Below are 11,617 nucleotides of genomic sequence, written 5' to 3'. Positions count from 1 at the left end.
ACACTGACCGCCCAGACCGGAGTATCGCACTTGTCCCTATTCCTTATCGCGGCCCTTCCCTTTCTCGGCGCTGTTTTTCCTGCCCTGCTGATCCGGGCAGGCCGGAACGCAGCCGCCTCCGCCGCCGGGTTGACCACATTCCTGGCCCTGATGGGCCTGTTGATCCATATCCCTGCGGTGATGCGCGGAGACGTCGTGACCGCCCGGTTCGACTGGATACCGGGGCTGGGGCTGAACGCGAACTTCATGCTGGACGGCCTGGGATTTTTGTTCGCGTTGCTGATCCTGGGCATCGGGTTGCTGATCATCCTTTATGCAAGGTTCTATCTGTCGCGCGAAGATCCGATGGGGCAGTTCTTTACCTATCTTTTGCTGTTTCAGGGCGCGATGGTCGGGATTGTCCTGTCCGACAACATCCTGCTTCTGCTTATATTCTGGGAGCTTACATCGCTCAGCTCATTCCTGCTGATCGGCTATTGGAAGCACCTTCCCGAAGGTCGTCAGGGCGCGCGCATGGCTTTGGCTGTCACTGGCTCTGGCGGTTTGGCGATGATTGCCGGGATGCTGATCCTCGGCAATATCGTGGGGTCTTACGACCTCAGCGTCATTTTGCAGAACAAAGAACTGATCCAGGCCTCACCCTACTACATGCCTGCGCTGATCCTGATCCTGCTGGGCTGTTTCACCAAGTCGGCGCAGTTCCCGTTTCATTTCTGGCTGCCGCACGCCATGGCCGCGCCAACACCGGTTTCGGCCTATCTGCACTCTGCCACAATGGTGAAAGCGGGCCTGTTTCTGATGGCACGGATGTGGCCGGTTCTGGCCGGCACGGATGCGTGGTTCTACATCGTCGCCACGACGGGGCTGATCACCATGCTGATTGGCGCGTCTATCGCGTTGTTCAAGGACGACCTTAAGGCGCTGCTGGCGTTTTCGACCGTTTCGCATCTTGGCCTCATCACCATGCTGCTGGGCTTTGGCACAAAAATTGCAGCCGTCGCTGCCGTGTTCCACATCATCAACCACGCAACGTTCAAAGCCGCCTTGTTCATGACCGCCGGGATCGTGGATCACGAAACCGGAACGCGCGATATCAAAAGACTGGGTGGCTTGCGCCACCTGATGCCGATCACCTTCACAATCGGCACGATTGCCGCCCTCTCGATGGCCGGGCTGCCGCCTCTGAACGGTTTCCTATCCAAAGAGATGATGCTTGAAGAAACCGTGCACACCACATGGCTGAACTCTCATTACCTGGTGCCGGGGCTGGCGCTTTTGGCTGCGTTGTTCTCGGCCGCTTATTCCTTCCGCTTCGTCAGCCACGTCTTTCTTGGACCTCAGCGGGAAGATTATCCGGCACATCCGCATGATCCGCCCGTTGGGTTGTGGATTGCGCCCGCGTTCCTGGTCGTACTTGTCATCCTGATCGGCCTCTATTCCGCGGCCATTGTCGGCCCATTGGTCGCAGTGGTGTCCAGCGCGGTGATTGGCGGCGAGAAGCTTCCGTATTACTCGCTGAAACTCTGGCATGGCTTCACACCGGCCCTTTACATGTCGGTCGTGGCCACGCTGGGTGGTCTATTCCTGCTGGCGTTGCACAGACGAGGTGAGCAGACCTGGAACGCTCTGCCCCGCCCCGAAGCCAAGCAGATCTTTGAAGCAATCATAGAAGCGCTGACCAGGTTGAGCCGATGGATCACGGATGAGATGCACAACGGGGTCCTTAGCCGCTATGCGATCATCTTCGTCGCCTTTACCGTTGGCCTGGGTTATTACGCGTATTCGACCGGAACCATCGGCATTGAAACCCGCGTTCCGCTGCCGGCCCAGATCATTCCTATCCTTGGCTGGATCTGCCTTGTAGGTGCGACGCTGGGCATTATGTGGTTCCACCGGAATCGTCTTTTGTCACTGGTATTGATCGGTGTCGTCGGCCTGATCGTTTCGGTTGCCTTCAACTATCTCTCGGCCCCCGATCTTGCCTTGACGCAGATCTCGGTCGAAGTGGTGACAATGATCCTTTTGTTGCTGTCGCTGAACTTCCTGCCGACCGAAACGCCCTGGGACAGCTCGGCGGCACGGCGCTGGCGGGACGCGGCGATTTCCGTGGTCGCGGGCCTTGGCACCGGTGCGTTGATCTACGCGATGATGATGCGCGATTTCGCGTTCCCGACGATTTCAGAGTTCCATCTGGCCAATTCCTACAAAGGCGGCGGCGGCACCAATGTGGTCAACGTGATCCTTGTCGACTTCCGGGGTTTTGATACCTTTGGCGAGATCATCGTTCTGGGCATCGCCGCGCTGATCATCTTTGCGCTGACGGAATCCGTTCTCGGTACAAATGTCCGCAGCTATCTGCTGAACCGCAAACCGCATTGGCCGCAATCCGGGGATTCGCATCCGCTGATGATGGTTGTGGTCACCCGCGTCATGATGCCGATCGCACTGATGGTCGGGGCGTACATCTTCTTTCGCGGGCACAACCAGCCCGGTGGCGGCTTTATCGCCGGCCTGATCGTCGCCATCGCCTATCTGATGCAATACATGGCCAGCGGCTATACTTGGGCCATCGAGCGGCAGAGGTTCTATTACCACGGCACCATCGGCTGGGGCGTTCTGATCGCCGCGGCAACCGGGTTGGGCGCGTGGTTCAATGAACGTCCCTTCCTCACCAGCGATTTCGGCTACATCAACTGGCCTCCGCTTGAGGAATTCGAATGGGCCACCGCCATGCTGTTTGATACAGGCGTATTCCTGGCGGTTCTGGGTGCGGTCATGCTGGCATTGGACAGCCTGTCCCGCTTTGCGTGGCAACCGGGGATGGCACAGGAATTCCCGATGGATATCAACCCCCTGCGAGACAACCCTCCGGAAGAACAACAAGAGAAGGAGCAGGCCTGATGGAAGCGCTCGTAGCCTCTGCCGTCGGTATCATGACCGCTGCCGGGATCTTCCTGATCCTGCGCCGCCGGACGTTTCCGGTCATTCTGGGCCTGTCTCTGATCACATACGCGGTGAACGTCTTCCTGTTCGCGACAGGACGACTGGCGTTGAACGCACCAGCGGTTCTGAACAAGTACGAGGACGTCCCCTATACCGACCCATTGCCACAGGCGCTGGTCCTGACGGCTATCGTGATCTCGTTCGGGATGACAGCCGTGATCGTGATGATCTCGCTCAGCGCATACCTGTCTGCCAAGAATGACCATATCGACATGACCGCCCAGGACAGTGTTGACGCGCCGGGAGATGACGCATGAACCACTGGATCGTTGCGCCGATCGTCCTGCCCGCGATTCTGGCCCCATTCATCATCATGGTCCTGCGATACCATCTGGACCTGCAACGCATCTTCTCGGTCGCGGGCGTCGTGGCTTTGCTTGGGATTGCGCTGACAATCACGGCTCAGGCCTCGGGCGGGGTCATTCAGGTGTACGAGCTTGGCGACTGGCCCGCCCCCTTTGGCATCGTCATGGTGCTGGATCGCATGTCCGCAATGATGGTTCTGCTGACCGCCCTGCTGGCCCTGCCGATCGTGCTTTATGCCATCGCCTCGGGCTGGGATGACCGGGGCAAGCATTTCCACGCGCTGTTTCATTTCCAGCTCATGGGCGTCTGTGGCGCCTTCCTGACCGGCGACGCCTTCAACCTTTTCGTGTTTTTCGAGGTGCTGCTGATCGCGTCTTACGGCCTTATGACACATGGCGGTGGCGCGGTACGGTTGAAAGCGGGTGTGCAGTATGTGGCGTATAACCTGTTGGGGTCGACCCTGTTTCTGTTTGCCCTTGGCACGATCTATGGCGTGACCGGTACGCTGAACATGGCGGACATCGCCCTGCGCGTTGCGGAGATTCCGGCTGAAGATACCGCATTGCTGCGGGTTGGTGCGGTGCTGTTGCTGCTGGTCTTCTGCATCAAGGCTGCCGTTCTGCCGCTGCACTTCTGGCTGCCCGCCAGCTATGCCAACGCCCCGCTGCCTGTTGCGGCCCTGTTTGCAATCATGACCAAGGTAGGGGCCTATTCGATCCTGCGAATGTACACTCTGGCCTTCGGCCCCGACGTCGAAGTCACGCAGGGTCTGGTTGGCGATTGGTTGCAACCTGCGGCGCTGCTGACGCTTGCCGTCGGTGCCGTCGGCATTCTGGGATCGCAGCATATTGCCCGCATGGTTGCCTTTTGCGCCATTGCGTCCATGGGGACTTTGCTGATCGCGATTTCGCAGTTCACGCCCGGCGCGACGGCAGCCGCCCTTTATTACGTGTTCCATTCGACACTTGCGACCGCGTTGCTGTTTCTCATTGCTGACCTGATCATGGAACGGCAGGGAGGGGCCATAGCCCCCAAGCCGCCGATGCCGCAAAGCGGGTTGATTGCTGCCCTGTTCTTTGTCGGCGCCATCGCGATGGCTGGAATGCCGCCGTTGTCCGGCTTTGTTGGCAAGCTTTTGGTTCTGGACGCTTCGCGTGATGCATCCGATGCCACCTCGGTCTGGGCCGTTATCCTGATTGGATCATTCGTCACCATCGTCGGGCTGGCCCGTGCCGGGACGCTGATTTTCTGGAAAAGCTACGACGCTGAGGTTGTCACAACCGATGAAACCGCCGGAGGCGAAAACGCGTCTGCACCCGCCGCCCCCGAACCGCAACCCGGCCTTGCTTTTACGGCTGTGTTCGGGGCCGTGGCAGGTCTGGTCCTGCTGACCCTGTTCGCGGGTCCGGCCCTGGAGTACACGAGCAAAACCGCAGAGCAGTTGTTTACCCCTGAAAACTACATCTCTGCTGTCTTGGGAAGGGAAGAGTGATGAAACTGCTGCGCCGAATTTTCCCGCACCCTCACCTGACGATTTTGCTGACGCTTGTCTGGATTCTGCTGGCGAACAAGCCTTCGCTGAACTCTTTGATCTTTGGTCTGATCCTCGGGATCATCATTCCGTTCGTCACGCAACCCTACTGGCCGGATCGTCCCAAGCTTCGCAACTGGCCAATGGTTGTGGAATACATGCTGGTGGTGCTTTGGGATATCGTGGTTGCGAACGTGACAGTGGCCCGGATCATCCTGTTCAAACGCAATGATAACCGCCAGCCCAACTGGATCTGCGTCCCGCTTGAACTGCGCACACCCGAAGCGATCACGGTTCTTGCGGGCACCATCACGATGACTCCGGGCACCGTCAGTTGTGATTTGTCAGCTCAGGGGCATAATCTGCTGGTGCACTGTCTTGATGCCCCCGACCCCGAGGCCGTGCGGGACCAGATCAAACAGCGCTATGAACGTCGCCTGAAGGAGATTTTCGAATGATCGACTACGCGATTTATTTTGCATTTGCCTGTTTCGGTGCGGCGATCATGATGTGTCTGTGGCGTATCATAACCGCTGACGGGGTCGGCACCCGGGTTCTGGCCTTGGACACTATGGTAATCAACACCATCGCCCTGATGATCCTATATGGGTTGGATCAGGGGACCGAGATTTTTTTCGAGGCCGCCATGATCATTGCCATGCTCGGTTTTGTTTCCACCGTGGCCTATGCGCGCTTCATGTTGCGCGGCAACATTATCGAATGAGGGCGGGATGACATTCATCGTGGAACTGCTGATCGCCTTTTTCCTGATCGTCTCGGGTATCTTCGGCTTTGTCGGGTCTTTTGGCATGATCAAGCTGAAAGACCCGATGTCCCGCCTGCACGCCCCGACCAAGGCAACGACCTTGGGGGTGGGCGGCGTGCTTCTGGCTTCGATCGTGCATTCTGTTCTTCTGGAAGGAAAGCTGTCCCTGCACGAGCTGCTGATCACTCTGTTCCTGTTCCTGACCGCTCCGATCACGGCCCTGTTCATTGCAAAATGGCACATACACCGGCATGAAAAACCCGAAGACCTGCCGGATGCCGGCGAGGATGAACTTTGGGCCACCCACGCCGTCGAGCAGGTCGAAGACGTTCCGGATCATAGCGCGAATTGAAACCGATGCATACTCCTCCGCTGCCCCTGACCCGCGATCTGGTTCTTGTTGGCGGAGGTCACACCCACGCGCTGCTGCTGCGCAAATGGGGGATGGACCCGTTGCCGGGGGCGCGTGTGACCGTGATAAACCCCGGCCCGACGGCCCCGTATTCCGGGATGCTGCCAGGCTATGTCGCCGGGCATTATGACCGGTCGGAGCTGGACATCGATCTGGTCAGACTGGCCCGCTTCGCAGGCGCGCGCGTCATTCTGGGCGCGGTCGATGGAATTGATACCGATCGTCAGGAAATCCATGTTCCCGGGCGTCCTCCGGTAGGTTTCGATGTGGCGTCGGTCAATGTTGGGATCACTTCGGACATGCCCGCAATGCCCGGCTTTGCGGAACATGCGGTACCAGCCAAACCACTGGGGCCATTCGCGGCAAAGTGGGCTGCTTATCTGGAAGGCAGCGGCCCTGCCTCGGTCGTCGTAATCGGCGGTGGGGTCGCCGGGGTTGAACTGGCCATGGCGATGGCTCATGCGCTCAGGGCCAAGGGTCGGTCAGCGCAGGTTGCGCTGATCGACAATGCCTTTGCCCTGACGGCCACCAGACCCAAAGCAGCAGAGACGATCCGCCGTGCGATGCAGGATCTTGGTGTAGAGGTGATCGAAAACGCCGCGATCAGCCGGATCGCTTCGGATCACGTCGCATTGCAGGACGGGCGCAAGATCCCGGCTGGTTTCGTGACAGGTGCGGCCGGAGCCCGCCCGTATGGCTGGATCGAAAAGACCGGGCTGGACCTTGAGGATGGCTTCATCCGGGTAAACAGCTACCTGCAATCCAGCGATCCCGTGGTTTTTGCCGCCGGTGATTGCGCCCATCTGACGGACAATCCCAGACCCAAAGCCGGTGTATATGCAGTGCGCGAAGCACCGGTTCTGTTCGACAATCTGCGCGCGGCGCTGGGGGCTGGACGGATGCGCAAGTACGTCCCGCAGAAAGATTACCTGAAGCTGATTTCGCTCGGCGGCAAATCAGCGCTGGGCGAGCGGTTGGGGTTGTCCCACAGCGGAGCGATGATGTGGAAATGGAAGAACCACATCGACCAGACTTTCATGAACAAGTTCCGGGACCTGCCGCAGATGAAGCCCCCCGCGCTGCCGCGCGCGCATGCCGCCGGGCTTGTCGAGGTGCTGGGTGAAAAACCGATGTGTGGCGGATGCGGTGCCAAGGTCGGGCGCGGAGCATTGCAGGTGGCGCTGAAATCGCAGCCCGATCCCGTTCGCCCGGATATCATCCCCCTGCCCGGCGACGACGCGGCTCTGCTTCAGACGGGCGGGGTTCGGCAGGTCATGACATCAGATCACCTGAGGGCTTTTACCAATGATCCCGCACTTATGGCGCGCATCGCCGCTGTACATGCCCTGGGGGATGTGTGGGCCATGGGGGCCACGCCTCAGGCTGCCACGGCAACGATCATCCTTCCGCGCATGTCTGCTGCCCTGCAACGCCGTACCATGTCGGAAATCATGTCGATCGCAGGAGACGTCATGCGGGACGCCGGTGCCGATATCGTGGGCGGGCACAGTTCCATGGGTGACGAGATGACAATCGGTTTCACACTGACCGGCCTGTGCGACGCCGACCCGATTACGCTGGCCGGCGGGCAACCGGGCGACTGTCTGATCCTGACCAAACCCATAGGAAGCGGCGTTCTCATGGCGGCCGAGATGGCAGGCCAGGCCAACGGTGCCTGGGTCGCCGCAGCCTACCGGCATATGGCGCAGCCGCAGGGTAAGGCGGCCCGCATATTGGCCGGGGCCCATGCGATGACCGACGTGACCGGGTTTGGTCTGGCCGGACATCTGCAAGGTATCTGCGACGCTTCCGGATGCGGGGCCATTATGGATTTGGATGCCGCGGAGTTGATGGATGGTGCGCAGGAACTGACGGACCGGGGTGTTCGATCAACCCTTTTTGCAGACAACCGGGCAATATCACCTGCCCTGCCTGCCGCGGGCAAAGCCGCCCTGATATTCGACCCGCAGACAGCAGGCGGCCTGCTGGCCGCAGTGGCGGCAAAGGGTGCCGAAACCGTCTTGAAAGACCTCAGGAACGCCGGATATCCGGCCATGGCAATCGGCGAGCTCACCGATGCACCGGGACTGCGCCTTCAGGACTGATCCAGCAGGGTTTCGATCCGGGTGGCCGCCTTGCTCAGGCCGGCATCGTTCAGAACGGCGATCTCAATATCGGCCAGAACCTTGACGGAACGGGACCGCCGCGACTTTGCGTATGCCGGGTCGTAATGCTGCTCCATCAGGGCCTGGGTCAGCACCTGTTTTTGACCTGCTTCGATCAGCTGCATCCAACCATCCACGACCTCGTGCCCGCGATGAAAGCGCAGCGGCGACAACCGGTCCCGCAAACGGTCGCCGTCAGACAGGATGTCGTCATAGGCCTGAACGAGATAGGCGGCGCGCGCCTCGAGCGGAGCCGTGATGTTCACCCGAGGGGCTGCGCACAAAGCGTTCCACAGGCTGGGCGGCAATATCAGGCTGCCGATCTTGGACGATTCCGCTTCGATGACAACTGGGCGCACCGTATTCATCGCACAAAGCGCCCCTGCCAGGGCCGATTCAAAAGCTTTCTGGCTGGGCTGGCCGCCCGGTCTTTCCCCCAGCAGAGATCCTCGGTGATTGGCCAGTGCTTCGAGGTCAAGAACTTGCACCCCGCGTGCCTGCAAAAGTGCCAGCAATTCTGTCTTGGCCGTTCCGGTATAGCCATCCAGCGCCACCAACCGATGCGGCAACGGATCATCGTACAAATACGCATTCACCAGCCTGCGGTAGGTGCGATAGCCGCCCTCGATCACATCGGCTCGCCAGCCGATTTGTTGCAGCATCCATGTGAACGACCCGGAACGCTGTCCGCCACGCCAGCAATAGATCAGAGGGCGCCATCTGCCTTCGTGGTGACTTAGATGTTGCTCGATGTGGTTGGCCGCATTGCGGAACACCAAAGCGGCCCCGAGTTTACGCGCCAGAAACGGACTCTCCTGTACATACATGGTCCCGACACGGGCGCGTTCCTCGTTGTTCAGAACCGGCAGGTTGATCGCGCCTGGCAGATGATCTTCAGCGAACTCTGCCGGACTGCGCACATCGATGACCGTGTCAAAACCATGCGCATAAAGCTGTGTCAGATCAGAAAAATTCAGGGCCATGCCGATGGTCTAGCTTGCCGCGTCTGCAAAGAAAAGGCCGCACGCCGTCACTCGTGCAAAGGCGTGATCAGATCAGGTCCGCTGGCCCGGTTCGAGTTCACGACTGGATCAACGCGATGAAACGTCAGCACATCCTCTGCCCCCGGCTGCATCAAACGAGCAGCGCCCTTTCCCGCTTCTCCCAGCCACAATGACCAATGTTCGGGTTCGAGGATCAGGGGCATCCGATGATGGATGGTACCAAGGTTTTCGTTGGCCGCCGTCGTCACGATGGCACAGGTGCCCTGACGGTTTTCATCCACCCCCCAATCCTGCCAGATCCCGGCAAAGGCAATGGGGGCGCCGTCCCTACGATGGATGTACCATGGCAAGCGCGTTCCCTCGTCCGTCTTGGTCCATTCGTAGAACCCCGTTGCGGCAATCAGACAGCGACGCGACCGGCAGGCATCGCGAAAGGCAGGCTTTTCCGCCAAAGTCTCGGCGCGGGCGTTGATCAGCAAAGGCCCGGCGGTTTGCGTCTTGTACCAATGTGGCAAGAACCCCCAACGCAGCGCATCCAGACGCCGACCTGAGTCACCACCCCGAACCACATGCACCTGATTTGTCGGACAAACATTGAAATTCGGTACGGTCGGCAACGCGTTTGCCGGACGCGCGGAGAACAGCTGCGCCATCGCGTCATTGGGAAGAGTTATTGCAAACCGTCCGCACATAGGTAATCAACCGACGATACAATCTTGATACTGGCACAGGATCTCACGGGATCACACGGAAAACCCAAAAACGCAATCCCTCAAGAGTAAAGCGATGGCCCTTTTGGATGCGGGCAAGCTTCCACAGGCGCTGAAAAAGGCCCAATTGGGCATCAAGAAATTCCCGAAGGACTCGGATTACCAAGCCATCGCCGGTTTCGTTTTGACCGAGATGAAGCAGTACAGGAAATCCATTCCGCATTTCATTGAAGCCTCGCGGATGAAGCCCGATGATCCGCAATTTGCCGAGAATCTGGCTAACGCCTTGATGCAAACAGGGCAAATTTTGCAGGCATTGACCTACGCAGAAAAAAAGATTGAACGATTTCCCAACAATCGGGAACTCACCAGAGTCATCGACGAAATACAACGCCAAGGGGAGAACTGGCGATCCATCATCCAGTTCACCACACACAAACTGGCGTCAGATCCGAACAACGCGGAATTGCTTTCAAAGCGTGCCCGCGCCTTCCAAAGCATCGGTTTTGTCGATGAAAGCACGCGGGATATCCAACGCGCGTACGAGTTGGCACAAAGAACACAACTATTGCATTGCAAATGGCCATCAGTCTGCATCAGGCCGGTGACAGAGCCCAAGCGATCAAAGTTCTGCAAAACATCCTGGAAACCGATCCCCACAACCCGAATGCCCTCTTGCAATCCGCAATATTGACCGCACAGGAAAACGTGCCGCAGATGATCCCTGCGTTGAACGAGGCCATCGCTCAGACAGATCAACCTTTACAAGAGCTCGAGTTTGCCAAGGCACATCTGATCGAAAAAAGCGAAGGCTTGGCCAAGGCGTTGCCGCAATTTGCAAAGGCAAACGCAATCCAACAGAGTATTCTACCCTACGACCCCGAAATCGAAGAGAACAAAATATCCGATATTCTGGACCTGTTCCCTCAAGGGTCGCCTCGGGTCAGTGCAGAGCAAAACAGTATGCCGGTACCAATTTTTATTATCGGTCAGCCGCGATCCGGAACCACTTTGATGGAGATGATGCTGAGCTCTGCGCCCGGTATCGCCGGTTGCGGTGAACTGATGCTGATGACCGACCTTTCCGCCAAGTTTTATACGTCCGGCACGTCGCTCGATTCAGAAGCCGCGAAGGCGATTGCCCAAAGCTACCTGGACCAGATGCCTGGGATTCCGACGGATTCAATCGCCTTTGTCGACAAGATGCCGCACAACTATCAAAATGTCGGCTTCATTCTTGCGGCCTTCCCGAATGCCCGGATCATCGACATGCTGCGGGATCCACGCGATGTCGGTTTGTCAAAATGGATCAAGCGGTTCCTGGCAGAAGGCATGAACGACACATCCAACCTTGAAGCGATCGCGCATACCGCAAATCTGTATCGCCGCTACATGTCTCATTGGGATAAGCTGTTCGGAAACCGCATTCTGACAATGCCCTATGAAGATCTGGTGGCGGACCCCCTGACCCACAGCCAGCGCATTGCCGAGTTTTGCGGTATTGAGTGGTGCCAATCCATGGTACACCCCGAAAAGAACACCAGACAGGTGCGTACGGCCAGCGTGGATCAGGTGCGCAACAAGATCTCTACCAAGTCAATCGGGCGCTGGCGCGAGGTCGCGGATCAGATCAAACCGATGCTGGACGGCTTTGACCTGGAACTTTGGCCGGAATACGATTTCAGTTAATCCGCAGAAGCGGAAAAGCCGCATCATAACA

General features: G+C 58.5%; 11 protein-coding genes. 9 read left to right on the top strand and 2 right to left on the bottom strand.

Annotated features, from left to right (window positions below; all coding sequences use genetic code 11):
- Positions 1-30 precede the first annotated feature (30 nt).
- The 7 genes from GS614_RS13225 to selD are packed head-to-tail and all read left to right on the top strand — an operon-like array spanning position 31 to position 8,123.
- Positions 31-2,901, top strand: a complete 2,871-nt coding sequence (locus GS614_RS13225) for a monovalent cation/H+ antiporter subunit A (RefSeq protein ID WP_171726541.1) — start codon at positions 31-33, stop codon at positions 2,899-2,901.
- The gene (locus tag GS614_RS13220; RefSeq protein WP_152457442.1) at positions 2,901-3,260 is read left to right on the top strand and encodes a Na+/H+ antiporter subunit C; all 360 of its coding nucleotides are present in this window, start codon (positions 2,901-2,903) and stop codon (positions 3,258-3,260) included. The genes GS614_RS13225 and GS614_RS13220 overlap by 1 nt, the downstream gene beginning before the upstream one ends.
- Positions 3,257-4,801: a monovalent cation/H+ antiporter subunit D gene (locus tag GS614_RS13215; protein ID WP_171726540.1), complete on the top strand. Its 1,545-nt coding sequence runs from the start codon at positions 3,257-3,259 to the stop codon at positions 4,799-4,801. The genes GS614_RS13220 and GS614_RS13215 overlap by 4 nt, the downstream gene beginning before the upstream one ends.
- The gene (locus GS614_RS13210; RefSeq protein WP_171119435.1) at positions 4,801-5,298 is read left to right on the top strand and encodes a Na+/H+ antiporter subunit E; all 498 of its coding nucleotides are present in this window, start codon (positions 4,801-4,803) and stop codon (positions 5,296-5,298) included. Before GS614_RS13215 ends, GS614_RS13210 begins: the two co-directional genes overlap by 1 nt.
- Positions 5,295-5,564: a K+/H+ antiporter subunit F gene (locus GS614_RS13205; RefSeq protein ID WP_152457439.1), complete on the top strand. Its 270-nt coding sequence runs from the start codon at positions 5,295-5,297 to the stop codon at positions 5,562-5,564. The genes GS614_RS13210 and GS614_RS13205 overlap by 4 nt, the downstream gene beginning before the upstream one ends.
- A gap of 7 nt (positions 5,565-5,571) precedes the next feature.
- Positions 5,572-5,958, top strand: coding sequence for a Na+/H+ antiporter subunit G (locus tag GS614_RS13200; RefSeq protein ID WP_152457438.1), 387 nt, complete (start codon positions 5,572-5,574; stop codon positions 5,956-5,958).
- A gap of 5 nt (positions 5,959-5,963) precedes the next feature.
- Complete coding sequence (gene selD, locus GS614_RS13195) at positions 5,964-8,123, top strand: selenide, water dikinase SelD (protein ID WP_171726539.1); 2,160 nt, start codon at positions 5,964-5,966, stop codon at positions 8,121-8,123.
- On the opposite strand, the gene mnmH is transcribed toward selD, so the two are convergent.
- Both mnmH and GS614_RS13185 read right to left on the bottom strand, forming a co-directional pair.
- Positions 8,114-9,166, bottom strand: coding sequence for a tRNA 2-selenouridine(34) synthase MnmH (gene mnmH / locus GS614_RS13190; protein ID WP_171726538.1), 1,053 nt, complete (start codon positions 9,164-9,166; stop codon positions 8,114-8,116). The genes selD and mnmH overlap by 10 nt on opposite strands.
- 47 nt (positions 9,167-9,213) lie before the next feature.
- Positions 9,214-9,879 (bottom strand): SOS response-associated peptidase, encoded by a 666-nt coding sequence (locus tag GS614_RS13185; protein WP_171119432.1) that lies wholly within the window; start codon positions 9,877-9,879, stop codon positions 9,214-9,216.
- Positions 9,880-9,973: 94 nt separating this feature from the next.
- Here GS614_RS13185 and GS614_RS22185 point away from each other — a divergent pair, with 94 nt between their 5' ends.
- Together GS614_RS22185 and GS614_RS22180 are read left to right on the top strand one after the other, a co-directional pair.
- Complete coding sequence (locus GS614_RS22185) at positions 9,974-10,591, top strand: tetratricopeptide repeat protein (RefSeq protein WP_253285369.1); 618 nt, start codon at positions 9,974-9,976, stop codon at positions 10,589-10,591.
- The gene (locus GS614_RS22180) at positions 10,573-11,586 is read left to right on the top strand and encodes a sulfotransferase (protein WP_253285367.1); all 1,014 of its coding nucleotides are present in this window, start codon (positions 10,573-10,575) and stop codon (positions 11,584-11,586) included. Before GS614_RS22185 ends, GS614_RS22180 begins: the two co-directional genes overlap by 19 nt.
- Positions 11,587-11,617: the final 31 nt, after the last annotated feature.

This window comes from Ruegeria sp. HKCCD6604, assembly GCF_013110635.1.
GTDB lineage: Bacteria > Pseudomonadota > Alphaproteobacteria > Rhodobacterales > Rhodobacteraceae > Ruegeria.
This window is presented reverse-complemented; position numbering and strand designations above follow the sequence as displayed.

Excerpts from the sequence above, each read along its gene's own strand:
- GS614_RS13220 (WP_152457442.1), top strand. The coding sequence starts at position 2,901 with ATGGAAGCGCTCGTAGCCTCTGCCGTCGGTATCATGACCGCTGCCGGG.
- GS614_RS13215 (WP_171726540.1), top strand. The coding sequence starts at position 3,257 with ATGAACCACTGGATCGTTGCGCCGATCGTCCTGCCCGCGATTCTGGCC.
- GS614_RS13210 (WP_171119435.1), top strand. The coding sequence starts at position 4,801 with ATGAAACTGCTGCGCCGAATTTTCCCGCACCCTCACCTGACGATTTTG.
- GS614_RS13205 (WP_152457439.1), top strand. The coding sequence starts at position 5,295 with ATGATCGACTACGCGATTTATTTTGCATTTGCCTGTTTCGGTGCGGCG.
- GS614_RS13200 (WP_152457438.1), top strand. The coding sequence starts at position 5,572 with ATGACATTCATCGTGGAACTGCTGATCGCCTTTTTCCTGATCGTCTCG.
- selD (WP_171726539.1), top strand. The coding sequence starts at position 5,964 with ATGCATACTCCTCCGCTGCCCCTGACCCGCGATCTGGTTCTTGTTGGC.
- mnmH (WP_171726538.1), bottom strand. The coding sequence starts at position 9,166 with ATGGCCCTGAATTTTTCTGATCTGACACAGCTTTATGCGCATGGTTTT.
- GS614_RS13185 (WP_171119432.1), bottom strand. The coding sequence starts at position 9,879 with ATGTGCGGACGGTTTGCAATAACTCTTCCCAATGACGCGATGGCGCAG.
- GS614_RS22185 (WP_253285369.1), top strand. The coding sequence starts at position 9,974 with ATGGCCCTTTTGGATGCGGGCAAGCTTCCACAGGCGCTGAAAAAGGCC.